Below are 25,531 nucleotides of genomic sequence, written 5' to 3'. Positions count from 1 at the left end.
CTTTTTGCATTTCGATCATGTCTCAGCCTTGCTTGTCGGCTGCCTCCAGCGCGCGTCTGGAGATCCGGCGCATGGTGTTGCTCATCCATGAGGCGGGCGGAATCGGCGTGCCGCCCGGCTGCCAGATACCGTAATGGCGGCGCATGTAGTCGATCGCGGCAATATCGGCCTCGACCCGGCCATGGTCCATTTCGACCAGATCATGCAGGGCATCGACGCCGCCAGCGCGCGACACGCGCATGCGGCTGACCTTGGCCAGAAGCCAGATCGGAATGCCCTGTCGTTCCAGATGGCCGGACAGCCACGGATCGTCGACGGTCCACAGCACCGGGGGAATCTCCCATGCCTCGGGGCCAAACCAGTCCGGCTTGACCATGACGCCGCCATGACCGCCCAGCACATCGACAAAGCCGCTGGAGGCATAGATCGGCGACTTGATCGTGAACAGCGACAGCACGCGCTTGATGCGATAGGACAGCGGCTTCTTGCTCCAGCGGGCTGCGCGCGGCAGCCGGTCCGCGGGTCGGGCGCTGTCGGCGATGTCGGGCAGGCTGTCGCCCGCCTCGACGATGCAGGCATCGGGATGTTCCGCACGGGCCTTTTTCAGCCGCGCATGCCAGTCGCGGTCGTAGATCTTGTCATCGTCGCAGAACAGCAGGTCGACATCCTGCCCGGCGAATTCGCGGCAGGCGGGCAGGATCTTGGTGGCGGGGCCCAGATCGGCCTCGCATCGGCTGATGGTCACTCCGGTCGGCACATCGGGCAGGCGCCCGTCCCAATCGGTAAAGCGCCGATAGCTTTTCGGGATCTGCAACAGGATCTGCTGTGCGGGCAGCTTTTGCCGCAACAGCGAATCCAGCGTCGGCCCAAGCAGGCCAAAGCGCGGCGGGATGGTCGACAGGGTGATGATGGTGGGACGGTTCACGGCATTTCCGCGCGCTGGTTCAGTTGCATTTGCTCATATCGCTTGCGGGATAAGGGCGGAAGCTGGTTTCGGGCAGGTGTGACGGGGCACGGAACGAGTTCCTTGCCTTCCGTCATCTGACAAGGCATGGCATGGACGTGCCGCGACACGCGCAGTTGGGCGGAATGAACCATGCCGGGCAAGTTTGCTCTTTCGATCGTCAGCCGGATGCCGGGCTTTCTCAGGTCGCCGGTGATCAAACTGCTGCGGCGCAGGCTGGGGCCGGAATATCAGCTGAATGCCGCGGATTTTCAGGGCCTGCGCGTGCTGATCCTGGGACCCGCGCGAACCGTGGGCGAGGATCTGGCCTGTCTCGATCCGGCACGCTTTGACGTTTTCGTTCGGTTGAACAACGGCTTGGACATGCCAATCCCGGCACTGGGGCAGGCGGCCCGGCGCTGCGACGTGCTGTTCCATTCACTGACCTCAGATACCCGCCCGGTCACAGCGGCGGCGCTGGAGGCGGCGGGGGTTCAGGTGCTCGTGCATCGCACACCGACCAAGGGGGCTTTCCTGCACACCCTGATTGCGGCGCGATGCTTTCCCCGGCAGGCCTTGCGGCATATCCCGTGGGAGCGATACCGCGATCTGCAACGAGAGCTGGGCGGCGCCAGCCCGACCTCGGGGCTGATCTGCGCGGATTTCTTCCTGCGTGCCCCGGTGCAGGAATTGGCCATCGTCGGCTTCACTTTTTTCACCACGTGCTACAACGTCGGATATGAGGCCGAGCTTGGCACCGACGATGAGGCACGGCAGCGCGTCGCCGGAATCGGGCATCACGACCCCGCGCGTGAGGCGCTTTTGCTGGCCGATCTGGTCGATGCGGCGCGAGGCAGGGGATGTCAGGTGGTGCTCGGCGAACAGGTCGAAGCCGCCATGGCGCGGCTGCGCGCCGAGGTGGACGTGGGGCGATAGTCCCGGCGCACTGCCAGCATGACCGGGAATGCCCATTACCTGCGTAAGTTGTGTCGCGAGGTGGCCGAGAACGGATATTCGGACGCGCTTTGCCGGGCATTAGGCAAAGAAAAAGGCCGCCTTGCGGCGGCCTTTGACCGGATCAGGCCGGATCCTTGGCGAAGCGCAGATAGGGCAGCTTCTTGTTCAGCGCGCCGTATTTCGCCTCGGCGGCCGCGTCGTCCAGCGCCAGCGCCACGATCACGTCCTGACCGGGAACCCAGTTCGCCGGGGTGGCCAGCGGCACGCCGTCGGTCTTGCGCACGGCGTCCAGCGCCCGCAGGATCTCGGCGAAATTGCGGCCGACCGACATCGGATAGGTCATGGTCAGGCGGACCTTCTTGTCCGGGCCGATGATGAAGACGGTGCGCACGGTCGCCGAATGCGCCGGGGTGCGGCCCTCGGTCGGCAGGTAGTAATCGGCGGGCAGCATGTCATAGGCCTTGGCCACGTTCAGCGCAGTGTCGTCGATGATAGCGAAATTAGCCGGGACGCCCGCGACCTTTTCGATATCGGCCTTCCATTTGGCATGATCTGCCGCCGAATCGACCGAGACGCCCAGAACCTTGGTGTTGCGGGATTCGAATTCGGGCACCAGTTGCGCGACGGCGCTGAACTCGGTGGTGCAAACCGGGGTGAAATCGCGCGGATGCGAGAAAAGGATGGCGTAGCTGTCGCCGATCCAGTCATGGAAGCTGATCTGCCCCTCGGTCGAGTCGGCCGCGAAATCGGGGGCGATGTCATTGATGCGCAGGGACATTTCTGATCCTTTCGGTTGGGTCGCGGCCACACGATATGCGAGGCCGAGGCGGTTGAAAACACGATTTATTTCATCGTGTTAATTTTCAGGAATCTCGTAAAGCTCCAGCGGCAGTCCATCCGGATCGGCAAAGAAGGTGAAACGGCGACCGGTGAATTCATCGGTCCTGACCGGCTCGACCTGAACCCCGTGCCGGGCCAGTCGCGCACAGGCGGCCTCCAGATCGCTGACCGTAAAGGCCAGATGGCGCAGGCCGCATGCCTCGGGTCGGCTCGGGCGCGGCGGGGGATCGGGAAAGGAAAACAGCTCGATCTGGCCGCCACCCGGAAGCGCAAGATCCAGCTTCCACGAATCCCGCGCGATCCGGTGGTTCTCGGCCACGATCCGCAACCCGAGGATTTCTGTATAGAAAGCGCGCGCGCGCGGATAGTCCGAGCAGATGATGGCCGCATGATGAATGGTGCGCAGCATGAGCCCCTCTCTCTGGCTGGTCGCCCCACCTTGCCCGCGATCCTGCGACTTGGCGAGTCCCGCAAGCTTGCGCCGCGTCGGGCACGGTGGCAGGTTACGGCCCAGAACAGAAAGGGAGTCCGCTCATGAGCGAACTGGCAGACAAGCGGAAATTCTACATCAACGGTGCATGGGTCGCCCCGAGCGTTCCCAATGACCTGGAGGTGATCGACCCCTCGACGGAAGATTCGGTCGCGGTGATCTCTCTGGGTGCGCAGGCCGATACCGATGCGGCAGTGGCGGCGGCCAAGGCTGCCTTCCCGGCATGGTCGGCCACGTCCCCGGCGGAACGGCTGGCCCATGTCGAGAAGATCCTTGAGATCTATGTGCGCCGTCAGGCCGAGATGGGTCGGGCCATCGAGGATGAAATGGGTGCCCCCCATGACATGGCGATCGAGGATCAGGCGGGCTGCGGCGTCAGCCACATCCAGACCTTCATCGACGCCTTCCGCGAATTCGAATTCATCCGCCCGCTGGGCCCGCATGCCCCGAATGCCATGGTCGCATGGGAGCCGATCGGTGTCATCGGCCTGATCACGCCGTGGAACTGGCCGATGAACCAGGTCACGCTGAAGGTGATCCCGGCGATTCTGACCGGCAATACCGTGGTGCTGAAACCCAGCGAAATAGCGCCGCTGTCCTCGATCCTGTTCGCGGAAATCGTGGATGAGGCCGGGCTGCCCGCCGGCGTCTTCAACATGGTGAACGGCGACGGTCTGGGTGTCGGCACCCAGCTTTCGACCCATCCCGATGTCGAGATGATCAGCTTCACCGGATCGACCCGCGCCGGCATCGCCATCACCAAGGCGGCTGCCGATACGGTCAAGAAAGTGGCGCTGGAACTGGGCGGCAAGGGCGCGAACCTGGTCTTTGCCGATGCCGATGAAAAGGCGGTGACGCGCGGTGTGCGGCATGTGTTCTACAACAGCGGCCAATCCTGCAACGCGCCGACCCGGATGCTGGTCGAGCGCTCGTTCTATGAGACTGCGGTCGAGCAGGCCCGCAAGGTCGCCGAGGAAACCGCGGTGGCGACCGCCCACCAGTCCGGCCGTCATATCGGCCCGGTGGTTTCCAAGCTGCAATGGGACAAGATCCAGGACCTGATTCAGGCAGGCATCGATGAGGGCGCGCGCGTCGTCGCCGGTGGTCCCGGCCTGCCCGAGGGCGTCAATCGTGGCTATTACGTCCGTCCGACGGTCTTTGCCGATGTGAATAATGACATGACCATCGCGCGTCAGGAAATCTTTGGCCCGGTGCTGGCGATCATCCCCTTCGACACCGAGGAAGAGGCCGTCGCCATCGCCAATGACACCGTCTACGGCCTGACCAACTACGTGCAGACCCAGGACGGCACCCGCCGCAACCGTCTGGCCCGCCAGCTGCGCGCGGGCATGGTCGAGATGAACGGCCAAGGCCGTGGCAAGGGCTCGGCCTTTGGCGGGGTCAAGGCCTCGGGCCGGGCGCGTGAAGGCGGCGTCTGGGGGCTGGAAGAGTTCATGGACAGCAAGCAGATCAGCGGCTGGGACGTCGACGCCTGATCGGCGCGCATAATCCGCCGCATTCCTGCCGAGAGGGGCCGCCGGATGACCGGCGGCCCTTTTCATTTCGGGCGTTCCCGCTAAGTTGCGCCTCGCAGGTGACAGGGGGATGCGATGCGGGTTGTTTCGGTAGGCGAATGCATGGTCGAATTGTCGGGCGCGGGGCAGGGGCTCTGGCGTCAGGCCTTTGCGGGCGACACCTTCAACACCGCATGGTACCTGCGCGCCCTGATGCCCGCTGACGCGCAAGTCGATTACCTGACCTGCGTCGGTCAGGACGGGATTTCCGGCAAGATGCTGGATTTCTTCGCGGGGGCCGGAATCGGCACCGATTGCATCACCCGCCATCCGACCCGTGCGCCGGGCCTGTACATGATCGACCTGAAGGATGGCGAGCGCAGCTTTACCTATTGGCGCGACAGTTCGGCGGCGCGTTGTCTGGCCGATGACATCGACCATCTGGCCCGCTGCTTTCACGGCGCGGACCTGATCTATTTCTCGGGGATCACGCTGGCGATTCTGACACCGGACCGCCGTCAGGCGCTGTTGGCGGCACTGGCGGCAGCACCGGGCCGCGTGGCCTTTGACAGCAACATGCGCCTGCGCCTGTGGCCGGGCGCCGAGGACATGCGCGACTGGATCATGAAGGGCGCGGCCGTGGCCGACATCGCCCTGCCCAGTTTCGACGAAGAGGCGCAGTATTTCGGCGACGAAAGCCCGCGCCAGACCGCCGAGCGCTATCTTGAGGCAGGTGTCACCGAGATTCTGGTCAAGAATGGCGGCGGCGACATGCTGGGTCACACCCCCGATGGCGATTGGCTGGACCTGCCCTGCGGCGAGCGTCTGCAACCTGTCGATACGACCGGTGCCGGGGACAGCTTCAATGGCGGTTATCTCTCGGCGCGACTGGCCGGAATGGACATGGCGGGCGCGGTCGCGCGCGGCCATGCGACCGCTGCCCGCGTCATCTGCCATCCCGGCGCGCTGATCCCGCACGAGGCGCTGCGCTAAACAGCGTATACATTGGGCGATGGGCTTGGCCGACTAGGCCTTTTCGCGCATCCCCAACAAAATGCTTGCTTGATGCAGGGCTTCCTGCCAGCCTTCCTCCCAATGGATACCTTTGGGAGGAGGGATCGCATGGCCTCGGTGACGATCCGGGATATCAAGAAATCCTATGGCGCGGTCGAGGTGATGCATGGCGTCTCGGTCGATATCGACGAAGGGGAGTTCGTCGTTCTGGTCGGCCCCTCGGGCTGCGGCAAGTCGACCTTGCTGCGCATGCTGGCGGGGCTGGAGCATATCACCTCGGGCGAGATCCTGATCGGCGAAAGGGTCGTGAATGACCTGCCGCCCAAGGATCGCGACATCGCCATGGTGTTCCAGAACTATGCGCTTTACCCGCATCTGACCGTGGCCGAAAACATGGGCTTCTCGCTGAAGCTCAAGGGCGCGGGCCGGGCCGAGATCGAGGAAAAGGTGAAGCCCGCCGCCCAGATCCTTGGGCTTGCGCATCTGCTGGATCGCTACCCGCGGCAATTGTCGGGCGGTCAGCGCCAACGCGTTGCCATGGGCCGGGCCATTGTTCGCGATCCGCAGGTTTTCCTGTTCGACGAGCCGCTGTCGAACCTTGATGCGAAGCTGCGCGTCTCGATGCGGACCGAGATCAAGAACCTGCATAACCGGCTGAAAACCACGACCGTCTATGTCACCCATGACCAGATCGAGGCCATGACCATGGCCGACAAGATCGTGGTCATGCATGACGGGCGGGTGGAACAGATCGGCGCACCGCTGGATCTTTATGACCGGCCCGCCAACCTGTTCGTGGCAGGCTTCATCGGCAGCCCGGCGATGAACATGATCCCCGGCCGGGCCGAGGGTGGCAGCTTTGTCGCCGGTGACGGCCAGCGCCTGCCGACCCTGCGCGCGCCCGAGGGCCGCAAGCTGATCTATGGCGTCCGCCCCGAGGCGATCACCCTTGGCGGCGACATTCCCCTGACGATCGAAGTCACCGAACCCACCGGGGCGGAAACCTATGTCGCCGGAAAGCTGGGCGGCGAGCCCGTGACCTGCGTCTTTCGCGACCGCGTGACCGCCCGTCCGGGCGAGGTGATCCATGTCACCATCGACCCTGCCGGCATCCACCTTTTCGACGCCGATAGCGGGGTGCGCCTGACGGACTGACAGGTGACGGATTGACTGGCCCCGTCCCGGATTCGGGGCGGGTATAACGGGCCGCGAAACGGCCGCATTGCACTTTGGGAGGAGTTAAGCAATGTCCATCGACCGCAGAAAGCTCTTGCAGGGCGGCGCCGCGCTGGCAGCCGGCGCCGTGTTGACCAGCCCCTTCATCCGCCCCGCCATGGCGCAAACGGGGGGCATGACCTTTACCCCCGAAGAGGGCGCCAGCCTGCGCCTGCTGCGCTGGGTGCCCTTCGTCAAGGGCGAGGAAGAGGCGTGGAACGCCAATACCGCAGCCTTCACCAAGGCCACCGGCGTCGAGGTCCGCATCGACCAGGAAAGCTGGGAAGATGTCCGCCCGAAAGCCGCCGTCGCCGCCAATGTGGGTTCCGGCCCCGACATGGTGATGAGCTGGTTCGACGACCCCTTCCAGTATCCCGACAAGCTGGTCGATGTGACCGACCTTTGCACCATGCTGGGCGAAAAGAACGGCGGCTGGTATGACGGGCTGCGCGCCTATGGCGAGCAGGATGGCAAGTTCATCTCGACCCCGCTTTGCGCCATCGGCAACGCCGTTTGCTACCGCGAAAGCCATATGAAGGCCGCCGGTTTCGACGAATTTCCCAAGGATACCGAAGGGTTCCTGGCGCTTTGCACCGCGCTCAAGGAAAAGGGTACGCCGGCAGGTTTCCCCTTTGGCAAGGCGGTGGGCGACGGCAACAATTTCGCGCATTGGCTGCTGTGGAGCCACGGCGGCCAGACCGTCAACGAGGCGGGCGAGGTCGCGATCAACAGCCCCGAAACCGCTGCGGCGATCGAGTATGCCAAGAAGCTTTACGCGGTCTTCGTGCCGGGAACGGAAAGCTGGCTTGATATCAACAACAACCGCGCTTTCCTTTCCGGTGACATCTCGCTGACGGCGAATGGCGTGTCGCTGTATTACGCGGCCCGCAAGGAAGAGGCGACCAAGGCGATTGCCGAGGATCTGCGCACCGGCAACCTGCCGATCGGCCCGGTCGGCAAGTCGGTCGAGCTGCACCAGACCTCGACCATCTCGATCTTCCAGCATTGCAAGTTCCCGAATGCTGCCAAGGCCTATCTGGAGTTCATGTATCAGCCGGAACAGATGAACGCCTGGCTGACCGGCGCCAGCGCCTATTGCTGTCAGGCACTGAAGGGGTTCGCGAATAACCCGGTCTGGACCTCGAACCCGATCCACGCGCCCTATGCAAAGGCGTCGGAATCGCTGCGTGCCAATGGCTATGCCGGGAAACTGGGTCCGGCATCGGCGGGCGTGATGGCCGATTACGTCCTTGTCGACATGTTCGCCGAGGCCGTCACCGGTCAGCGCACGACCGAGGAAGCCATCGCCAATGCCGAGCGCCGCATCGCGCGCTATTACCGCTGATCGCATCGGGGCGCCTTCGGGCGCCCCCTTCCTGACGGAAGGAGAGGAACATGCCCCCCGTGCCCGAACCGCGCGCCTCTTTCTGGCGACGCTTTGTCGAAAGCCGCAATGGCCTTGGCCTGCTGTTCATGCTGCCCGCGGCGGCGTTCCTGCTGTGCTTCCTGACCTATCCGCTGGGCCTGGGCGTCTGGCTGGGCTTTACCGACGCGCGGATCGGTCGCGCCGGGCAATGGATCGGGCTGGAAAACTACGCTTGGCTGATGGATGACCCGGTCTTCTGGCTGTCGGTTTTCAACACGCTTTTCTACACCATCGTTGCCTCGGTGCTGAAATTCGGGCTGGGCCTGTGGCTGGCGCTGCTGCTGAACCGGCACCTGCCCTGCAAGAACTTCTTCCGGGCCATCATCCTGCTGCCATGGGTGGTGCCGACAGTGCTGTCGGCGCTGGCCTTCTGGTGGATCTTCGATTCACAATTCTCGATCATCAGCTGGGTGCTGATGAAATGGGGCATCATCAGCCAGCCGATCAACTTCCTTGGCGATCCGTGGAATGCGCGGCTGTCGGTGATGGCGGCGAATGTGTGGCGCGGGATTCCCTTTGTCGCGATCTCGCTGCTGGCCGGGTTGCAGACCATTCCGCAATCCCTGAATGAGGCTGCGGCCATTGACGGCGCGACCCCGTGGCAGCGCTTTCGCCGGGTGACCCTGCCGCTGCTGACGCCGATCATTGCGGTGGTGATGACCTTCTCGGTCCTATTTACCTTCACCGATTTTCAGCTGATCTATGTGCTGACCCGCGGCGGGCCGGTGAACGCGACGCATCTGATGGCGACGCTGTCCTTCCAGCGCGCCATTCCCGGCGGCCAATTGGGCGAGGGCGCGGCCATCGCGGTCGCCATGATCCCCTTCCTGCTGGCAGCGATCCTATTCAGCTTCTTCGGCCTTCAGCGCCGCAAATGGCAGCAGGGAGCAGACTGATGGCTGACCAGACCGTGACCGACGACCACGAAGGCCTGGACCAGTTCGAAAGCCGGGGCCGCAAGATTTTTCTGGTCTGGCTGCCGTTGGCCTGCTTCATCTTCGTGCTGCTGTTCCCGTTCTACTGGATGGCGATCACGGCGGTGAAGCCGAACGCTCAGCTGACCGACTACCAGAACCACAGCCCGTTCTGGGTGGTCGGCCCGACGCTCGATCACATCAAATACCTGCTGTTCGAGACCAGCTATCCCGGCTGGCTGTGGAACACACTGATCGTGGCGGTCTGCTCGACCTTCCTGTCGTTGCTGGCCTCGGTCTTTGCCGCCTACGCCATCGAGCGGCTACGCTTTCGCGGCGCGCGCGTTACCGGGTTGCTGATCTTTCTTGCCTATCTGGTGCCGCCATCAATCCTGTTCATTCCGCTGTCGGTGATCGTCTTCCAGATCGGCATCTTCGATTCCAAGCTGGCGCTGATCCTGACCTATCCGACCTTCCTGATCCCGTTCTGCACCTGGCTGCTGATGGGCTATTTCCGCTCGATCCCCTATGAGCTTGAGGAATCGGCGCTGGTCGATGGTGCTACGCGTTGGCAGATCCTGACCAAGATCGTGCTGCCGCTGGCAGTGCCGGGGCTGATCTCGGCCGGCATCTTTGCCTTCACGCTGTCCTGGAACGAATTCATCTACGCCCTGACCTTCATCTCCAGTTCGGAAAACAAGACGATTCCGGTGGGTGTCCTGACCGAATTGGTGCGGGGTGACATCTATGAATGGGGGGCGTTGATGAGTGGGGCGCTGCTGGGTTCGCTGCCCGTGGTGATCCTCTACTCGTTCTTTGTGGATTACTACGTCAGCTCGATGACAGGCGCGGTGAAGGAGTAAGGGGGCTCTGCCCCCGTCCTTTGGACTCCCCCGGGATATTTGGACAAGAAAGAAGGCGGCCTGCTTGATAGCGGCCGCCTTTGGTCTTTCTTGCTTAAATATCCTCGGGGGTCCGGGGGCAGACAGCCCCCGGCAGCAAGATCAGTAAGTGGCGCGGCCGCCGGAAATGTCGAAGACGGCACCGGTCGAAAAGGCGCAATCCTCGGATGCCAGCCAGGCGACCAACGCGGCAGCCTCGGCGGGCTCAAGAAAGCGGTTCATCGGGATTTTCGACAGCATGTAGTCGATATGTTGTTGGGTCATCTGGTCGAAGATCGGGGTGCGGGCTGCGGCGGGGGTAATGGCGTTGACCAAAATACCGGTGCCCGCCAGTTCCTTACCCAGCGATTTCGTCAGTGCAATCAGCCCGGCTTTCGAAGCCGAGTAATGCGCAGCATTGGGATTTCCTTCTTTGGCGGCGATGGAGGCCACGTTGACGATGCGGCCATAGCCGCGCTCGATCATCCCCGGCACCAGCGCGCGGCAGGCGACATAGGGCGCGTTCAGGTTCACCTCGATCACCTGACGCCAGACTGTCGGGTCCAGTTCCCAGGTCTTGCCATTGCCGCCGGTGATGCCGGCATTGTTGATCAGGATGTCGACCGGGCCAGCCTCACGCGCCGCGGCTTCGATCTGGGCGTCCTCGCTGAGTTCGACCTGGCGGCTGGATGCGGCGTCGCCAAGATTGGCGGCGGCCTTTTCGGCGGCATCGCCATCACGGTCCCAAATGATCACCCGCGCGCCGCTGTCGATGAAGCGCTGTGCGATGGCATAGCCGATGCCCTGCGCCCCGCCGGTGATGACCGCAAGGCGGCCGTTCAGATCGATCTGGTTCATTCTTCCCTCTTTCCCTCCTCCGGAAAGCTCAGGCCAGTCCGCTGCTCCCCAATGAGCGGCTGAGAAGCTCGAGCTGCTGCTTGTCGGCCCGGTCGCGATGGGCATTGTGCCTTTCGCGGGTCAGGGCACGGTCGCCTTGTTTCAGCGCGTCCAGCACGCTGCGATGTTCGGCATTCGATTCCTCGGGCAATGGCCGCGTCGGCAGGATCATCATCCTTGCGCGGTATTGCTGGCCCCAGAAGGCGTTCAGCGCCGTCTGCAGGCGCTGGTTGCCGCAAAGAGCCACCACCTCGGAATGGAATTCGTCGTCAAGATCGGACCAGCGGGCGATGTCGCCCGAGGCGGTTGCCACCTCCATATCCTCAACCATGCGTTCCAGCAGGCGGGTCTGTTCGGGCGTCAACCCGCGCTCGGCGGTCAGTTCGAACGCCCGCACTTCAAGTGCCGAAAACACGTCGAGGATATTGGCGAAATCCTGCAGGGACAGCGCCTTGACGGTGACACCGTGGCGCGGGCGGACCTCGACCAGTCCTTCCTCTTCAAGCTTGATCACCGCCTCGCGCACTGGAGTGCGCGAGAGTGACAAAAGCCCCGCAAGTTCGGTTTCCAGAAGCGTCGTGCCGGGCGCGAGCCGCCCGGTCAGGATGCGGTAGCGCAGGTCGTGATAGGCGCGTTCGCGCGCGGCCATTTCGGTCAGCCCATGCAGGCTGGGGACGGACCTTGTGGACCGACCCTTGCCGCGTCGGGGCGATTCAGCTTGGGGCATCAGCGGTATCGCGGATATGCGCGCGGATAATCGACGGGAAATCCGGGTCGGCGGTAAAGCCTGCTGCCAGGGCGCGGTCGGGCGCGAAGTCCTGCGGCCAGCCAGCAACGATGGTCCGGATCGTTTCATTCGGGACGCGCTTGACGCGGGCCACGGCGTCGTCGCCCGCGACCTCGCGCAGCGCCTCCAGCACCTCGGCAATCGACAGGCACAGTCCCGGCATGGTCAGGCAGCGGCGCACGCCAAGCTGCGCCGTGTCCATCGTGGCCGCATGCAGCAGGAAGCCCACGGCGGCATCGGGGCTGGCGAACCAGTGGCGCACGTCATCCTCGACCGGCAATTCGGCGTCGAGCCCCGCCAGAGGCTCGCGGATGATGCCCGAGAAGAAGCCCGAGGCTGCCTTGTTCGGTTTGCCGGGGCGCACGACGATGGTGGGCAGGCGGATGCCGACGCCGTCGAAGAAACCCTTGCGGGTATAGTCGTTCAGCAGCAGCTCGCCGATCATCTTTTGCGCGCCATAGCTGGTCATCGGCGCGGTCAGGAACGTGTCGGTGATCTTTTCCTCGAAAGGCGCGCCAAAGACCGCGATGGACGAGGTATAGACCACGCGCGGGTGATAGTCGGGGCCCTGGGCGCGGATCGCCTCGAACAGGTGGCGGGTGCCGTCCATGTTGATGGCATAGCCCTTGTCGAAATCGGCCTCGGCCTCGCCCGAAACGATGGCGGCAAGGTGGAAGATCACGTCGGGACGGTCGGTAACCAGCCCGTCGACCGTTGCCTGGTCGGAAATATCGCCCGATTTCACCGTGACGGCGATGGAATCGGTCGAGGCCAGATCGGCCGGAACCACGTCGAACGCGGTCAGTGCATCCACAGGATGCGCGCCCAGCGTGCCAGTTTTCAGAATGTTTTCGGCCAGCCTGCGGCCAACCATGCCTGCAGCACCAATGATCAACAGCTTCATGTCCGACCTATCCTCCCCAGTATCGGTCGGATTATGTATACATTGCTGTCGAGGCTTGCGCCAGTGTTTCGATAGGGTCGAAATGCCCGGCCGCGTCGCCGCGACCGGGCTGTCAGCTTACTTGCCCCAGCGCAGGGCGACCGGGTCCAGCGGGCGGACCAGGTCCATCAGCATGGCGCGGGTCGCCGGGTGCAGCGCCGGGATCGGGTGGCGGCTGAATTCCGACTTGATCACGCCACCTTCGACCATCACGGCCTTGGCCGACAGGAAGCCGCATTGGCGGTTCTCGTGGTTCACTGCGGGCAGGATTCGGGCATAGGCGGCGGTGGCGGCGGCGCGGTCGCCGGCCTTCCAATGGGTCAGCACCGGCTTGATCTGGTCGGGGATCATCGCCGAGGTCATGGTGCCGGTCGCGCCTGCGTCAAGGTCGGCCAGCAAAGTGATGGCTTCTTCGCCATCGAAGGGGCCTTCGATCGCGTCACCGCCTTCGGCGATCAGCGCGCGCAGCTTGTTCGCGGCGCGGGGGCACTCGATCTTGAACAGCTTCACCATCTCGATCTCGCGGGCCATGCGCACCAGCAGCGGCACCGGCAGGTCGACGCCCGAAAGCGGTGCGTCCTGGATCATGATCGGGATGCCGACGTCACCCACGCGGGCGAACTGCTCAAACGTCTGCTCGGCGGTGCCTTTCAGCAGGGCGCCGTGATAGGGGGGCATCATCATGACCTGGGCCGCGCCAAGATCCTTAGCCAGCTGGGCACGCTCAACCACGATCGGGGTCGAGTAATGGCTGATCGTCACGATCACCGGCACGCGCCCTGCGACATGCTCCAGCGAGACTCGGGTCAGTTCCTCGCGCTCGGCATCCGAGATCAGGAACTGTTCCGAGAAGTTCGCAAGGATGCAGATCCCGTCCACGCCCTGATCGATCATGCAGTCGAGAATGCGGCGCATGCCGGCATAATCGACCGAGCCGTCATCGTTGAAAGAAACCGGCGCAACCGGCCAGATGCCCTCGTATTTAGCCATGATGGCCTCCTGAAAAATTCGGGCCGGATGGTATACCATTTTGTCGCGGGCGCAAGCGGACCCCTTTCCCCTTGGCAGATTCTGGTATACCAAGTCAGCCAAGCGATAGCCCGGAGATGAGGCAAGCCATGGGAAATACCAGAGCAAACAAGCGCTTCCGTTCGCAGGAATGGTTCGACAACCCGAACAATCCCGGCATGACCGCGCTGTATATCGAGCGCTACCTGAACCAGCAGTACACGCGCGAGGAGCTGCAATCGGCGCGCCCGATCATCGGCATTGCCCAGACCGGCAGCGATCTTGCGCCCTGCAACAAGATCCATGTCTTCCTGATGGACCGGATCAAGGCGGGCATCCGCGACGGCGGCGGCATCCCGATGGAATTCCCGGTCCATCCGATTCAGGAAACCGGCAAGCGCCCGACGGCGGCGCTGGATCGCAACCTGGCCTATCTGGGTCTGGTCGAGGTGCTGCATGGCTATCCGCTGGACGGTGTCGTGCTGACCACCGGCTGCGACAAGACCACGCCCGCCATGCTGATGGGCGCGGCGACGGTCGACATTCCGGCGATCACGCTGAATGGCGGGCCGATGCTGGATGGCTGGTGGAAGGGCAAGCGCGCCGGTTCCGGCACGGTCGTCTGGGAAAGCCGCAGGCTGCTGTCCGAGGGCAAGATCGACTATGATGAGTTCATGTCGCGCGTCTGTGCCTCGGCACCTTCGCTTGGGCATTGCAACACCATGGGCACGGCCAGCACGATGAATGCCATGGCCGAGGCGCTTGGCATGTCGCTGACCGGCTGCTCGGCCATTCCCGCGCCCTTCCGCGAGCGCATGAATATGGCCTATCAGACCGGCAAGCGCATCGTCGAAATGGTCTATGAGGACATCAAGCCCAGCGATGTCATGACCCGCGAAGCCTTTGAAAACGCGATCATCGTGAATGCGGCCATTGGCGGTTCGACCAATGCCCCGCCGCATCTGCAGGCCATCGCGCGCCATGCCGGGGTGGAACTGGACGTGACCGATTGGCAGAAGGTGGGCTTTGACGTGCCGCTGCTGGTCAATATGCAGCCCGCCGGGGAGTTCTTGGGCGAGAGCTTCTTCCATGCGGGCGGTGTTCCCGCCGTCATGGGTGAGCTGAAAAAGGCCGGTCGCCTGCATGAGCGGGCGATGACGGTGACGGGCCAGACCATGGGTCAAAACCTGATCGGCTGGGAGAGTCAGGATCAGGCGGTGATCCGCCCCTATGCCAACCCGCTGCGCGAGAACGCGGGCTTTATCGTCCTGACCGGCAACCTGTTCGATTCCGCGCTGATGAAGACCAGCGTGATCTCGAAGGATTTCCGCCAGCGCTTCCTGTCCCAACCCGGCAATGAGGGCGTCCACGAGGCCCGCGCGGTGGTATTTGAAGGCCCCGAGGATTACCACGACCGCATCAACGATCCCGCCTTGGGCATCGACGAACATTGCATCCTGTTCATCCGCAATGTCGGTTGCGTCGGCTATCCCGGCAGCGCCGAGGTGGTGAACATGCAGCCGCCGGACGCGTTGCTGAAGCAGGGCATCAACCACCTGCCGACGGTGGGTGACGGGCGGCAATCGGGCACTTCGGAAAGCCCGTCGATCCTGAACGCCAGCCCGGAATCCGTGGTTGGTGGCGGGCTGGCCTATCTGCAGACCGGTGACCCTGTGCGGCTGGACCTGAATGCGGGCCGCATGGACGCGCTGGTCGATGAGGCCGAATGGCAGGCCCGCAAGGAGGCGTGGACGCCGCCGGTGCTGGAATGCCAGACGCCTTGGGAGGAGATTTACCGCAAGGAGGTTGGCCAGTTGGCGCAGGGGGGCTGCCTTGAACTGGCCACCGCCTATCAGCGCGTGCGCCAGACCATGGCACGCGACAACCATTGACGGCACTCTAAGGGAGGAGAGAGACGTGAAGAACATCCTGATCACCGGTGGCGGCAGCGGCGTCGGCCGCGCCACCGCCCGCCGTTTCCTGATCGAGGGCTGGCAGGTCGGCCTGATCGGTCGGCGCGAGGACGCCCTGCAGGAAACTGCCGAGGACAACCCGAACGCCCTGATCCTGCCCTGCGACGTGACCGATGAGGCCGCCGTGGATGCGACCTTCGCCAAGGTGGCTTCTAGCTGGGGGCGGCTGGATATCCTGTTCAATAATGCGGGCGCGGTCCTGCCCTCGACCCTTATCGACGAGATTACGGTCGCGGATTGGCGGCGGGTGACGGATGTGAACATCACCGGCATGTTCCTGTGCGCCCGCGCAGCCTTTCGCCAGATGCGCAATCAGCAGCCGATGGGCGGGCGGATCATCAACAATGGCTCGATCTCGGCCGATGTCCCGCGTCCGGGCTCGGTCCCCTATACGGTGTCGAAACATGCGGTGACCGGGCTGACGCGGACGCTGTCTCTGGACGGGCGGCCCTTCAACATCGCTTGCGGGCAGGTCGATATCGGCAATGCCCTGACCGACATGGCGGTCGCCATGACCAAGGGCGTCCCGCAGGCCGATGGTTCGACCAAGATCGAGCCGGTCATCGACGTGAAGACCGTCGCAGATTCGGTCTGGCACATGGCCACGATGCCCGAGGGCGCGAATATCCAGTGGCTGACCGTGATGGCGACCAACATGCCCTATATCGGGCGCGGCTGAGGGATATGGGTATGAACAAGGTTCTGGCCGTGGGCCAGTATTCCGATATCGACGTGGCCGCGCTGACCGATGAATTCGGCGCGCGACCGCTGGATGACCTGTCGCAGATCGCCGACCTGTCCCCTGCCTTGCGGGCCGAGGTCACGGCCATTGCCTATAAGGGGCACCACCCGCTGAACGGCGCGGTGATGGATCTGCTGCCGGGGCTGAAGCTGATCGCGAATTTCGGCGTGGGCTATGACGCGATCAATGTCACAGACGCTTCGGCGCGCGGCATCACCGTCACCAATACGCCCAATGTGCTGAATGACGACGTGGCCGATCTGGCCGTGGCGATGCTGATCATGGAAGCGCGCAAGCTGACGGCTTCGGAAAACTGGATGCGCGACGGCAAATGGCCCGCGGGCGGTGCCTATCCGCTGGCGCGCAAGATGTCGGGTCGCAAGGTCGGCGTGCTGGGCATGGGTCGCATCGGCCGCGAGATCGCCGACCGGCTGGCCGCCTTCAAATGCGAGATCCATTACCAGTCGCGCAGCCGCAAGGACGCGCCCTCCGGTTGGACCTATCATGCCGACCCGGTGGAGCTGGCCCGCGCGGTCGATGATCTGGTCATTGCCGTCGTCGGCGGTCCCGAGACCGAGGGCTTCGTTTCGGCAGCTGTGATCGACGCGCTGGGGCCTGACGGGATCATCGTCAATATCGCCCGCGGCTCGGTCGTGGACGAGGCTGCGATGCTGGACGCCTTGGAACAGGGGCGGCTACGCGGCGCGGCGCTGGACGTGTTCCGGGCTGAACCGAATGTCGATCCGCGCTTCCTGACGCTGCCCAATGCCACGATCCTGCCGCATGTCGGTTCGGCCACCGTTGAAACCCGCGCGGCGATGGGCGATCTGCAGCGCCAGAATGTCCGTGCGCATCTGGCCGGGCAGGCGCTTGTGACGCCGGTGAACTGATGGGCAGGGCGATGACCGAGGATAGTTTGGCCGAGGCCATCGCCTATGAGCTGCGCCGCGAAATCCTGCGCGGCAACCTGCCGCCGGGCGCGACGATCAAGGAACGCGACAATGCCGAAAGGCAGGGCGTCTCGCGCACCCCCATGCGCGAGGCGATCCGCATTCTGGCGAAAGAGGGGCTGGTGCAACTGCGTCCCCTGCGCAGCCCCATCGTCGCCGATCCTTCGCTGGCCGAAATCATCGACCAGATCCGGGTGCTGCACGCGCTGGAGCTGCTGTCGGGTGAACTGGCCTGCGAAAAGGCCACCGAGGGCGAAATCTCTGCCATCGGCGCGCTGAAGGACCGGATCGAGGAAATCTATGGCGAGGCCGACACGCTGGACGTGTTCGAGCTGGACATGCAGTTCCATTCCGCAATTGTCGCTGCCTCGCATAATGCGGCGCTGGCGGAAACCCACGCCTCTTACATGGCCCGGCTGTGGCGCGCGCGCTACCTGTCGGCCCGCCGCAAACTGTCGCGGGGGCGGGTGCTGCGCCAACACAAAGCCATCCATGCCGCGCTGCATGCCCGGGACGTGGCCGCCATCAAGGCCGAGATCGGCGCCCATCTGGGCGCGATGATCGCCAATATCGAGGACCATTTCCGCGAGGAAACGGACGAGGGGCAGGATTAGGGCATGAAAAAGGGCGGCAACCTGACGGGTCTCTTGCTGATGACCGGTGCGGTGATGTTGTTCGCCGTGCAGGATACGACCGCGAAATTTCTGCTGGGTTCGGGGCTGGCGCTGATGCAGGTGGCCTTTGTCCGCTATCTGGGCCATCTGGTGATGACGCTTATTGCGGTGCTGCCGAAGCAGGGCGTCTCGACGCTGCGCTCGATCAATCCGCGGCTGCAGATCCTGCGCTCGCTGGCGCTGCTGGGCAGCACGGCCTTCAACTTTGTCGGCCTGAGCCATCTGCCGCTGACCACCGTGACCGCCGTCATGTTCGCGGGTCCGGTCCTGACCACGCTTCTGGCCGTGCCGATGCTGGGTGAGCGGGTCAGCCCGCTGCAATTCCTGGCGATCATCGTGGGCTTCATCGGCGTGCTGATCGTCGTCGCGCCGTGGCAGGCGGACTTCCATCCGGCGATCCTATTCTCGCTGACGGCCTGCATCTGCACCTCGTTCTATTTCATCTTCAGCCGAAAGCTGGCGGCGGAATCGACGGCCGTGCAGCAGGTCTGGTCCAGCGGAATCGCGGCGCTTTGCCTCGCGCCCTTCGCGATGATGCATTGGGAGCATCCGCAAAGCTGGCTGATCGTCGGGCTGATGTGCCTGATCGGCGTCGTGGGTGGCATGTCGCACAGTCTGGTCACGCTGGCACATCGCATCGCGGATGCCTCGGTTCTGGCGCCGGTGGTCTATCTGCAACTGCTTTTCGCTTCGGTCGCGGGCTATCTGGTCTTTGGACAGGTGCCGGGGGCCTCGACACTCTTGGGCGCGCTGGTCATCATCGCCGGCGGCGTGCTGCTTTGGCTGTCGGGTCGAAGAAACAGAATTGCCGCGATCCGGGCTTCCGCCATCGCGGTTTCTTCTAAACAGTCACAATCTGAGCAAGGAAAGAAGGAGGAGAGATGAAACTGCTGCGTTATGGCCCCGAGGGCCAGGAAAAGCCCGGTCTTCTGGACGCCGAGGGCCAGATCCGCGACCTGTCGGGCCATGTGGCCGACATCGCCGATGACGTGCTGACCCCCGAAGGGCTGGCGAAACTGGCGGCGATCGACGTCTCCAGCCTGCCGGTGGTCGAAGGCTCGCCCCGTCTGGGTGCCTGCGTCGGCCATGTGCGCAAGTTCATCGCCATCGGGCTGAACTATGCCGACCACGCTGCCGAAAGCGGCATGCCGGTCCCGGCCGAGCCTGTCGTCTTCAACAAATGGACCAGCTGCATCGTCGGCCCGAATGACGACGTGGTCATCCCGGAAGGTTCGAAAAAGACCGATTGGGAAGTCGAGCTGGGCATCGTCATCGGCAAGACCGCCCGCAAGGTCAGCAAGGAACAGGCGCTGGAGCATGTCGCCGGCTACTGCGTCGTCAACGACGTGTCCGAGCGCGAATGGCAGCTTGAGCGTGGCCAGACCTGGGACAAGGGCAAGGGCTTCGACACGTTCGGCCCGATCGGCCCTTACGTCGTGACCCGCGATGAGGTGCCGGATGCGGGCAACCTGTCGATGTGGCTGGAGGTCGATGGCAAGCGCTATCAGGACGGCTCGACCAAGACGATGATCTTCGACGTGGCGACTCTGGTGGCCTATTGCTCGAAGCTGATGACGCTGATGCCGGGCGACGTGATCACCACCGGCACCCCTCCGGGCGTCGGCATGGGGCAGAACCCGCAGGTCTATCTGAACGGCGGCGAAGTGATCCGTCTGGGCATCGAGGGTCTGGGCGAGCAGCGTCAAAGCGTGCGCCGCGCCTGATCCTGACGGGCGGCGGGGATTACCCCGCCGCTCTTTGTCTTTCGGGGAGGAAAGATGCAGTTTTCCGCAAATCTGGGGTTTCTGTGGTCGGATCTGGCACTGCCCGATGCGATCCGCGCCGCTGCTGCCGCCGGTTTCGATGCAGTCGAATGCCATTGGCCCTATGCCCATGCCCCCGAGGCGGTTTCTGCGGCATTAGCTGAAACAGGCCTTGCGATGCTGGGGCTGAACACCTTGCGCGGTCAGCCGGGCGAAAACGGGCTGTCCGCCATTCCGGGACGTGAGGCCGAGGCGCGGGCCGAAATCGACCGCGCCATCACCTATGCCCGCGCCATCGGCTGCGGCTCGGTCCATGTCATGGCGGGCGTGGCCGAAGGGCCGCAGGCCGAGACGGTGTTCCTTGCCAATCTGGACCATGCCTGCCGCGCCGCACCCGATCTGACCATTCTGATCGAACCGTTGAACAGCTATGACGCGCCGGGCTATTTCCTGTCGCGCTCGGATCAGGCTGTGGCGCTGATCGAGCGGCTGGGGCATCCGAACCTGAAGCTGATGTTCGACTGCTATCATCTGCAGATCATGGAGGGTGATCTGACTCGCCGCCTGACCCGGCTGCTGCCGGTGATCGGTCATGTCCAGATCGCTGCGGTTCCCGATCGCGGTACGCCCGATCATGGCGAGGTGGACTACCGCCATATCTGCGCCGTGCTGCGCGATCTTGGTTGGGATCGGCCGCTTGGGGCGGAATACAAGCCCGTTGGCGCGACCGGCGACAGTCTGGGCTGGTTGCCGGAGCTGCGCCGGATCTGAACCCGCGCCGGTCGTGGCGCGGGCAGAATGGGTATTTAGGAAACGAAGAGATTCAACCGTCTTGACCGGGCAGGCGGGTCTTGGCCTGAGTGGCGAGGATCTTGGCGATGGCGGCATCGGCCTCGCGCCCCAGTCCGGCACTTGATGCGGCGCGGTAGAGATCAAGCGAGGCCGCGGCCAGCGGCGTGGGGGTGTCCAGCGCGGCGGCGGCGTCGGTGACGATGCCCAGATCCTTGACGAAGATGTCCACCGCCGAGAACGGGGTATAGTCGCCCGAGACCACCTGTGGTGCGCGGTTCTGGAACATCCAGCTGTTGCCGGCGCATTCGGTGATGACCTCGTACACCTTGCCCAGATCAAGGCCGGACTTCGCGGCCAGCACCATCGCCTCGGCCATGGCGGCGATATGGACACCGGCAAGAAGCTGGTTCACCAGTTTCATCCGGCTGCCCGCGCCCGGCTGGTCGCCAAGGCGAAAGACACGGGCCGCGATGGCGTCAAGCGCGGGCTGGATACGGTCAAAGGCCGCGGGAGGACCCGAGGCCATGATGCTGATCGCGCCGTCGCGGGCCTTGGCCGCGCCGCCTGAAACCGGCGCGTCTATGGCCAGCATGCCCGCCTGTGCCAGATCCTCCGCAATGGCTGTGGTATCGTCGGGTTGCATGGTCGGGCAAAGAACGAAGACGGTTCCGGGCCGGGCCGCCGCGACGGCTCCGTTTTCGCCAAACAGCACGGTCCGGGTCTGGGCCGCATTCACGACATAGATGAAGACCGCGTCTGCCGCGCTCGCGGCCTCGGCGGGGGTGGTGGCGATGGTCCCTCCTGCTTCGGCCAGTTCCGCGCAGGGCGCGGGGTTAAGGTCGAGGCCGCGCACCGGCAGACCGGCACGGGCCAGCGACAGCGCCGCGCCCAGGCCCATCGAGCCAAGGCCGATAACGGCGGTGGAAAGGGTCATGTCAGCGCCTCCTTGCGGCGGATGAGGATGCGGCGGATCAGTGGCGCGCACCAGACGAGGATGGTGAAGATGCCCAAACCGGCCGCAATCGGTCGCTCAAAGAACGAAAGCAGGTTTCCGTCCGCCTTGATCATCGAGGTGATGAAATGCTGTTCCAACAGCGGACCAAGCACCAGCCCCAGAATGGCGGGGGCGATGGGGATGTCGTTTTCCTCCATCAGGAAGCCGAGCACGCCGAAAGCCAGCATCAGGATGATGCCGAAGACCGAATTGGTGATGGCGAACGCTCCGACGATGCAGAACAGCGTGATGATCGGCATCAGGATCTTTTGCGGCACCGCAAGGATCGTGGTCGAGGCGCGGATCGCCAGCCAGCCCAGCGGGATCATCAGCAGGTTCGCCAGCAGGAAGACGATGAACAGCGCGTTGATCAGCTCGGCCTGATTGATGAAGATCGTCGGGCCGGGATTCATGCCCTTGATGTACAGCACGCCGATGACGATGGCGGTGATCGAGTCGCCGGGGATGCCAAAGACCAGCGCCGGAATCCACGCCCCGCTGACGGCGGCATTGTTCGAGGCCCCGGCCTCGACCAGACCTTCGACATGTCCCTTGCCGAATTTTTCCGGCTCACGCGAGAAGCGCTTGGACATGGCATAGCTGATCCAGGCGGCGATGTCGGCGCCGGCACCGGGCAGGGCGCCAATCAGCGTACCGGTGATATTGCCACGCAGCATCTGTTTCGGGTAGCGGCGCAGGACCCCGATCTGGCTGCGCAGCATGCCCTTGGTCGAGGGGCGCAGCGGTGCGCCCAGCTTGTGCCCGTGGACGAAGTAGCGAAACACCTCGGCCAGCGCGAACAGCCCGATCATCGCCGGGATGAAGGAAATCCCGCCCAGAAGATCGAGATTGCCAAAGGTAAAGCGCGGCTCGGCGGTGGGGTTGTCCATGCCGACCGAGGCCGCGACCAGTCCGATGATCAGCGCCACCAGCCCGCGTGGGACCGAGCCGGGCGACACGAAGATCGCCGCCGACAGGCCCAGCAGCACCAGCCAGAAATACTCGAAGGACGAGAATTTCAGCGCCATTTCCGCCAATATCGGCGAGGCGACGATCAGGACGATGGTGCCGAAAATGCCGCCGATGACCGAAAACACCAGCAGCGCGCCCAATGCCTCGGGTCCGCGGCCGGCGCGGGTCATGCGGTAGGAATCCTCGACATAGGCGGCCGAGGCGGGGGTGCCCGGAATGCGCAGAAGCGCGCCGGGAATGTCGCCGGAAAAGATCGCCATGGCCGAGGCGGTCACGATCGAGGCGATGGCGGCGATCGGCTCCATGAAGAAGGTGATCGGGACCAGCAGCGCCGTGGCCATGGTCGCGGTCAGGCCGGGAATCGCGCCGACGAACAGGCCGAAGGCGCCTGACAGTAACATGACCAGCAGCACCTGCGGGTCGAAGACCATGGCGAAGGATTGGGCAAGAACGCTCATTGTCACCTCACCACGGCAAAGACAGGAATTCGCCGCGCGGCAGCGGCACCAGCAGCAGCTTGCCAAAGGCGAATTGCACCACGATCACCGTGGCCAGCGCGACCGGCAGCGCGGTCAAAAGCCGGGTTCCGGTCAGCAGCATCAGCGCCGCGACAAGGATCAGGCTTGAAATGGTGAAACCCAGCCAGTCCGAGACAAGGATGTAGCCCGCGATGACGATAATGGCTGCCATGATCTTGGCCCAGGCTGCGGGCTCGCGCGCCCAGTCGGGCGTGGTCGTCAGCGCCGCGCCGCGCTCAGTGGCAAGGCCCTGCACAAGCAGCCAGATGCCGACTGCCCCGGCCAGGATCGAGATGACCAGTGGCAGTGTCTCGGCCCCGTATTTCTGTCCCGGTATGGGCGAGAATTGCCGCGAGGCAAAGAACAGCCCGATCGCCCCCAGCAATGTCAGCGCGCCAAGCGCGCGGTCCCCCAGTCTCATGCCAGATTCCCCTTCGCTTGCAGAAAAAGGCCGCGGGATTGCGCCCCGCGGCCCGGTCGTCACTTGGCCAGACCGGCCTTTTTCATGACATCGCCAAGGCTGGCGTCATCGGCGGCGACGATCTGGGTGGCTTCCTCGGGGCCGGCCCAACGCAGGCCGAAGCCGCGTTCTTTCATGAAGTTCTGATAGGCATCGCTGTTATAGGCCTTTTCAATGGCCTCGATCAGCTTCGCGCGCGCTTCGGGCGGCATGTCCTTGGGCGCGGCGATGGCGCGCCAGACGGCCAGTTTCCAGTCCGATCCGGTCGCTTCTTTCAGCGTCGGCGTGTCGGGGAACAGCGATTGGCGTTCATCCGACATGCTGGCCAGCGCGCGGACACGCTTCGCATCAATCAGCGAGCGGCCCTCGGCAAGGGACGATGGCACCATCTGCACGCCGCCCGCGACCATGTCGGTCAGGCCCGCTGCGGCACCCTGACTGGGGACAAAGGGCACAGCCGTGACCGGGATGCCCTCCGACATCAGCCAGCCCAGCAGGTTCAGGTGCCAGATGCCGCCCTGACCGGTGCCGGATGCCTTCACCGTCCCGGCCGGGTCAGCCTTGATCGTGTCGCGCAGCGCTGCCGCGTCCTTCCACGGCGCATCCTCGGCGACCATGATGCCGCCGGGATCGGCGTTGACCAGCGCCAGAATGTCGAAATCCTTGTAGGTCAGGTCGGTCAGGCCCTGCCAATGCATCATGTCGATTTCGATGGTCATGACGCCAATGGTATAGCCGTCGGGCTTGGCCCGCGAGATGGCGCTGTGGCCGACCACGCCCGAGCCGCCGGTGCGGTTCACCACGTTCACCGGCTTGCCCAGTTCTTCCTGCAGGATTTGGGCAAAGATGCGGCCGACGGCATCGGTGCCGCCGCCTGCGCCCCAAGGCACGATCATCTCGATCGGACGTTCGGGATATTCGGCCATGGCCGGGGCAACACCAAGCCCCAGCGACAGCGCAGCCGCCATCAGCGGCAGAACAGCTCTGCGATTCATGATTTTCCTCCCTTGTGGCACGGCGTTACCGGGCCTCTCCCAAGGGAAAGATCAGTGATTCATGTATACATTGTCAACGGTGCAGTCGGCTGGCCAGCGCGCAGACTGGGATTTCAGGCATTCACTGCCGGATCGTAATGCATACGCGAGGACAGCATTTCGGCCTTGTCGAAATATTGCGGTGAAAGCTGCATGATCGCGGGCAGGTCGCCAAAGACCCGACGCAGATGCAGCCGCATCGCCTTTTCGGCACGGTCGGAATCGCCTGCGGCGATGGCATCGACGACGGCGCGGTGCTGGTCCAGCATCACGTCCTTGGGCGACACTGCCGAGACCAGATGCCGCACCCGGTCCAGATGCATCTTGAGCCCCTGCAGATGCCGCCAGACCAAGGTCTGACCGGCAATCGCGGCCAGCGAGTAATGGAATTCTTCGTCCAAGGTCACCAGCGCCTTGGCATCGCCCTGGGCAATGGCCTCTTGCCGCTCAAGGATCTCGCGAAGCGCGACGATCTGCTGGGGCTGGGCCAGCCGGGCGGCAAGGCGGACGATATCGGCCTCGACCGACTCGCGGATGAAGCGGGTGCCCATCACCCAATCCATGTCGATGCGCGAGACATAGGTCCCGCGCTGCGGACGGACCTCGATCAGGCCCTCTCCGGCAAGGCGGATGAAGGCTTCGCGCACGGGTTGGCGCGACAGGTCGTATTGGTCGGCGATCTCCTGTTCCGACAGGCGGGTGCCGGGCAGCAGGTCGGCGGCGATGATGCGCCGGCGCAGCAAACCGTACATCTGCATCGCGGCAGGCTGATCGGCTGCAATGATCGTGTCCGGGCGCGACGGCTCGGATTCAGTGGATGAAGTGGCCAT

At 64.1% G+C, this 25,531-nt stretch carries 26 protein-coding genes; 14 read left to right on the top strand and 12 right to left on the bottom strand.

Annotation, left to right across the window (positions count from 1 at the left end):
* Window positions 1-22: 22 nt before the first annotated feature.
* Window positions 23-925: a glycosyltransferase family A protein gene (locus tag GL300_RS08020; RefSeq protein WP_211594967.1), complete on the bottom strand. Its 903-nt coding sequence runs from the start codon at window positions 923-925 to the stop codon at window positions 23-25.
* Between the two features lie 171 nt (window positions 926-1,096).
* Here GL300_RS08020 and GL300_RS08015 point away from each other — a divergent pair, with 171 nt between their 5' ends.
* A complete protein-coding gene (locus GL300_RS08015) occupies window positions 1,097-1,879 on the top strand; it encodes a hypothetical protein (RefSeq protein WP_155039073.1) in 783 nt (260 codons plus the stop codon).
* Between the two features lie 142 nt (window positions 1,880-2,021).
* Here GL300_RS08015 and GL300_RS08010 read toward each other — a convergent pair whose 3' ends face one another.
* Window positions 2,022-2,678 (bottom strand): redoxin domain-containing protein, encoded by a 657-nt coding sequence (locus GL300_RS08010; RefSeq protein ID WP_155039072.1) that lies wholly within the window; start codon window positions 2,676-2,678, stop codon window positions 2,022-2,024.
* A 78-nt stretch (window positions 2,679-2,756) separates the two neighbouring features.
* Window positions 2,757-3,149 (bottom strand): SMU1112c/YaeR family gloxylase I-like metalloprotein, encoded by a 393-nt coding sequence (gloA2, locus tag GL300_RS08005; protein WP_155039071.1) that lies wholly within the window; start codon window positions 3,147-3,149, stop codon window positions 2,757-2,759.
* A gap of 134 nt (window positions 3,150-3,283) precedes the next feature.
* On the opposite strand from gloA2, the gene GL300_RS08000 reads away from it, so the two are divergent.
* The 6 genes from GL300_RS08000 (at window position 3,284) to GL300_RS07975 (ending at window position 10,176) form a co-directional block, all read left to right on the top strand.
* A complete protein-coding gene (locus tag GL300_RS08000; protein WP_211594985.1) occupies window positions 3,284-4,726 on the top strand; it encodes an aldehyde dehydrogenase family protein in 1,443 nt (480 codons plus the stop codon).
* 114 nt (window positions 4,727-4,840) lie between these two features.
* Window positions 4,841-5,737: a sugar kinase gene (locus GL300_RS07995; protein WP_155039069.1), complete on the top strand. Its 897-nt coding sequence runs from the start codon at window positions 4,841-4,843 to the stop codon at window positions 5,735-5,737.
* Between the two features lie 129 nt (window positions 5,738-5,866).
* On the top strand, window positions 5,867-6,913 hold the full coding sequence (locus GL300_RS07990; RefSeq protein ID WP_155039068.1) for an ABC transporter ATP-binding protein: 1,047 nt from the start codon (window positions 5,867-5,869) through the stop codon (window positions 6,911-6,913).
* Window positions 6,914-7,004: 91 nt separating this feature from the next.
* Window positions 7,005-8,318, top strand: coding sequence for an ABC transporter substrate-binding protein (locus tag GL300_RS07985; protein WP_155039067.1), 1,314 nt, complete (start codon window positions 7,005-7,007; stop codon window positions 8,316-8,318).
* A 50-nt stretch (window positions 8,319-8,368) separates the two neighbouring features.
* Complete coding sequence (locus GL300_RS07980) at window positions 8,369-9,295, top strand: carbohydrate ABC transporter permease (protein ID WP_155039066.1); 927 nt, start codon at window positions 8,369-8,371, stop codon at window positions 9,293-9,295.
* Window positions 9,295-10,176: a carbohydrate ABC transporter permease gene (locus GL300_RS07975; protein WP_211594965.1), complete on the top strand. Its 882-nt coding sequence runs from the start codon at window positions 9,295-9,297 to the stop codon at window positions 10,174-10,176. The genes GL300_RS07980 and GL300_RS07975 overlap by 1 nt, the downstream gene beginning before the upstream one ends.
* A 141-nt stretch (window positions 10,177-10,317) precedes the next feature.
* Here GL300_RS07975 and GL300_RS07970 read toward each other — a convergent pair whose 3' ends face one another.
* The 4 genes from GL300_RS07970 to GL300_RS07955 form a co-directional block, all read right to left on the bottom strand.
* The gene (locus tag GL300_RS07970) at window positions 10,318-11,052 is read right to left on the bottom strand and encodes an SDR family NAD(P)-dependent oxidoreductase (protein ID WP_155039064.1); all 735 of its coding nucleotides are present in this window, start codon (window positions 11,050-11,052) and stop codon (window positions 10,318-10,320) included.
* 28 nt (window positions 11,053-11,080) lie between these two features.
* Window positions 11,081-11,818 (bottom strand): GntR family transcriptional regulator, encoded by a 738-nt coding sequence (locus GL300_RS07965; RefSeq protein WP_211594963.1) that lies wholly within the window; start codon window positions 11,816-11,818, stop codon window positions 11,081-11,083.
* The gene (gene denD, locus GL300_RS07960) at window positions 11,805-12,782 is read right to left on the bottom strand and encodes a D-erythronate dehydrogenase (protein WP_155039063.1); all 978 of its coding nucleotides are present in this window, start codon (window positions 12,780-12,782) and stop codon (window positions 11,805-11,807) included. The genes GL300_RS07965 and denD overlap by 14 nt, the downstream gene beginning before the upstream one ends.
* A 117-nt stretch (window positions 12,783-12,899) precedes the next feature.
* Window positions 12,900-13,811, bottom strand: a complete 912-nt coding sequence (locus GL300_RS07955) for a dihydrodipicolinate synthase family protein (RefSeq protein ID WP_155039062.1) — start codon at window positions 13,809-13,811, stop codon at window positions 12,900-12,902.
* A gap of 128 nt (window positions 13,812-13,939) precedes the next feature.
* Here GL300_RS07955 and GL300_RS07950 point away from each other — a divergent pair, with 128 nt between their 5' ends.
* Genes GL300_RS07950 through GL300_RS07920 form a run of 7 tightly spaced genes read left to right on the top strand, consistent with a single transcriptional unit; the run spans window position 13,940 to window position 20,702 of the window.
* Window positions 13,940-15,721, top strand: a complete 1,782-nt coding sequence (locus GL300_RS07950) for an IlvD/Edd family dehydratase (protein ID WP_155039061.1) — start codon at window positions 13,940-13,942, stop codon at window positions 15,719-15,721.
* A gap of 25 nt (window positions 15,722-15,746) precedes the next feature.
* On the top strand, window positions 15,747-16,481 hold the full coding sequence (locus tag GL300_RS07945) for an SDR family oxidoreductase (RefSeq protein WP_343042932.1): 735 nt from the start codon (window positions 15,747-15,749) through the stop codon (window positions 16,479-16,481).
* A gap of 5 nt (window positions 16,482-16,486) precedes the next feature.
* Complete coding sequence (locus GL300_RS07940) at window positions 16,487-17,434, top strand: 2-hydroxyacid dehydrogenase (RefSeq protein WP_170297623.1); 948 nt, start codon at window positions 16,487-16,489, stop codon at window positions 17,432-17,434.
* Window positions 17,435-17,445: 11 nt separating this feature from the next.
* A complete protein-coding gene (locus tag GL300_RS07935; protein ID WP_155039058.1) occupies window positions 17,446-18,108 on the top strand; it encodes a GntR family transcriptional regulator in 663 nt (220 codons plus the stop codon).
* A gap of 3 nt (window positions 18,109-18,111) precedes the next feature.
* The gene (locus GL300_RS07930; protein ID WP_155039057.1) at window positions 18,112-19,053 is read left to right on the top strand and encodes a DMT family transporter; all 942 of its coding nucleotides are present in this window, start codon (window positions 18,112-18,114) and stop codon (window positions 19,051-19,053) included.
* Window positions 19,050-19,892 (top strand): ureidoglycolate lyase, encoded by an 843-nt coding sequence (locus GL300_RS07925; protein ID WP_155039056.1) that lies wholly within the window; start codon window positions 19,050-19,052, stop codon window positions 19,890-19,892. Before GL300_RS07930 ends, GL300_RS07925 begins: the two co-directional genes overlap by 4 nt.
* A 54-nt stretch (window positions 19,893-19,946) precedes the next feature.
* Window positions 19,947-20,702, top strand: a complete 756-nt coding sequence (locus tag GL300_RS07920; protein WP_155039055.1) for a hydroxypyruvate isomerase family protein — start codon at window positions 19,947-19,949, stop codon at window positions 20,700-20,702.
* 52 nt (window positions 20,703-20,754) lie between these two features.
* Here the strand turns inward: GL300_RS07920 and ltnD are convergent, their stop codons facing one another.
* The 5 genes from ltnD to GL300_RS07895 all read right to left on the bottom strand — a co-directional run bounded on the left by ltnD (window position 20,755) and on the right by GL300_RS07895 (window position 25,531).
* Window positions 20,755-21,657, bottom strand: coding sequence for an L-threonate dehydrogenase (ltnD, locus tag GL300_RS07915; RefSeq protein ID WP_155039054.1), 903 nt, complete (start codon window positions 21,655-21,657; stop codon window positions 20,755-20,757).
* Entirely contained in the window at window positions 21,654-23,147 is a 1,494-nt protein-coding gene (locus GL300_RS07910; protein ID WP_155039053.1) for a tripartite tricarboxylate transporter permease, read from the bottom strand. The genes ltnD and GL300_RS07910 overlap by 4 nt, the downstream gene beginning before the upstream one ends.
* 7 nt (window positions 23,148-23,154) lie before the next feature.
* Window positions 23,155-23,628, bottom strand: coding sequence for a tripartite tricarboxylate transporter TctB family protein (locus tag GL300_RS07905; protein ID WP_155039052.1), 474 nt, complete (start codon window positions 23,626-23,628; stop codon window positions 23,155-23,157).
* Between the two features lie 59 nt (window positions 23,629-23,687).
* Window positions 23,688-24,662 carry a Bug family tripartite tricarboxylate transporter substrate binding protein gene (locus tag GL300_RS07900; RefSeq protein WP_155039051.1) on the bottom strand — a complete coding sequence of 325 codons (975 nt, stop codon included), beginning with the start codon at window positions 24,660-24,662 and terminating at the stop codon, window positions 23,688-23,690.
* Between the two features lie 113 nt (window positions 24,663-24,775).
* Window positions 24,776-25,531, bottom strand: coding sequence for a GntR family transcriptional regulator (locus GL300_RS07895; RefSeq protein WP_155039050.1), 756 nt, complete (start codon window positions 25,529-25,531; stop codon window positions 24,776-24,778).

Source organism: Paracoccus litorisediminis, assembly GCF_009711205.1.
In the GTDB taxonomy this organism is placed as follows: domain Bacteria; phylum Pseudomonadota; class Alphaproteobacteria; order Rhodobacterales; family Rhodobacteraceae; genus Paracoccus; species Paracoccus litorisediminis.
Note: the sequence above shows the minus strand (reverse complement) of the source record. Positions and strands in the feature narration are given on the sequence as shown.

Excerpts from the sequence above, each read along its gene's own strand:
- GL300_RS08015 (WP_155039073.1), top strand. The coding sequence starts at position 1,097 with ATGCCGGGCAAGTTTGCTCTTTCGATCGTCAGCCGGATGCCGGGCTTT.
- GL300_RS08010 (WP_155039072.1), bottom strand. The coding sequence starts at position 2,678 with ATGTCCCTGCGCATCAATGACATCGCCCCCGATTTCGCGGCCGACTCG.
- gloA2 (WP_155039071.1), bottom strand. The coding sequence starts at position 3,149 with ATGCTGCGCACCATTCATCATGCGGCCATCATCTGCTCGGACTATCCG.
- GL300_RS07995 (WP_155039069.1), top strand. The coding sequence starts at position 4,841 with ATGCGGGTTGTTTCGGTAGGCGAATGCATGGTCGAATTGTCGGGCGCG.
- GL300_RS07990 (WP_155039068.1), top strand. The coding sequence starts at position 5,867 with ATGGCCTCGGTGACGATCCGGGATATCAAGAAATCCTATGGCGCGGTC.
- GL300_RS07985 (WP_155039067.1), top strand. The coding sequence starts at position 7,005 with ATGTCCATCGACCGCAGAAAGCTCTTGCAGGGCGGCGCCGCGCTGGCA.
- GL300_RS07980 (WP_155039066.1), top strand. The coding sequence starts at position 8,369 with ATGCCCCCCGTGCCCGAACCGCGCGCCTCTTTCTGGCGACGCTTTGTC.
- GL300_RS07975 (WP_211594965.1), top strand. The coding sequence starts at position 9,295 with ATGGCTGACCAGACCGTGACCGACGACCACGAAGGCCTGGACCAGTTC.
- GL300_RS07970 (WP_155039064.1), bottom strand. The coding sequence starts at position 11,052 with ATGAACCAGATCGATCTGAACGGCCGCCTTGCGGTCATCACCGGCGGG.
- GL300_RS07965 (WP_211594963.1), bottom strand. The coding sequence starts at position 11,818 with ATGCCCCAAGCTGAATCGCCCCGACGCGGCAAGGGTCGGTCCACAAGG.
- denD (WP_155039063.1), bottom strand. The coding sequence starts at position 12,782 with ATGAAGCTGTTGATCATTGGTGCTGCAGGCATGGTTGGCCGCAGGCTG.
- GL300_RS07955 (WP_155039062.1), bottom strand. The coding sequence starts at position 13,811 with ATGGCTAAATACGAGGGCATCTGGCCGGTTGCGCCGGTTTCTTTCAAC.
- GL300_RS07950 (WP_155039061.1), top strand. The coding sequence starts at position 13,940 with ATGGGAAATACCAGAGCAAACAAGCGCTTCCGTTCGCAGGAATGGTTC.
- GL300_RS07940 (WP_170297623.1), top strand. The coding sequence starts at position 16,487 with ATGGGTATGAACAAGGTTCTGGCCGTGGGCCAGTATTCCGATATCGAC.
- GL300_RS07935 (WP_155039058.1), top strand. The coding sequence starts at position 17,446 with ATGACCGAGGATAGTTTGGCCGAGGCCATCGCCTATGAGCTGCGCCGC.
- GL300_RS07930 (WP_155039057.1), top strand. The coding sequence starts at position 18,112 with ATGAAAAAGGGCGGCAACCTGACGGGTCTCTTGCTGATGACCGGTGCG.
- GL300_RS07925 (WP_155039056.1), top strand. The coding sequence starts at position 19,050 with ATGAAACTGCTGCGTTATGGCCCCGAGGGCCAGGAAAAGCCCGGTCTT.
- GL300_RS07920 (WP_155039055.1), top strand. The coding sequence starts at position 19,947 with ATGCAGTTTTCCGCAAATCTGGGGTTTCTGTGGTCGGATCTGGCACTG.
- ltnD (WP_155039054.1), bottom strand. The coding sequence starts at position 21,657 with ATGACCCTTTCCACCGCCGTTATCGGCCTTGGCTCGATGGGCCTGGGC.
- GL300_RS07910 (WP_155039053.1), bottom strand. The coding sequence starts at position 23,147 with ATGAGCGTTCTTGCCCAATCCTTCGCCATGGTCTTCGACCCGCAGGTG.
- GL300_RS07905 (WP_155039052.1), bottom strand. The coding sequence starts at position 23,628 with ATGAGACTGGGGGACCGCGCGCTTGGCGCGCTGACATTGCTGGGGGCG.
- GL300_RS07900 (WP_155039051.1), bottom strand. The coding sequence starts at position 24,662 with ATGAATCGCAGAGCTGTTCTGCCGCTGATGGCGGCTGCGCTGTCGCTG.
- GL300_RS07895 (WP_155039050.1), bottom strand. The coding sequence starts at position 25,531 with ATGGCCACTTCATCCACTGAATCCGAGCCGTCGCGCCCGGACACGATC.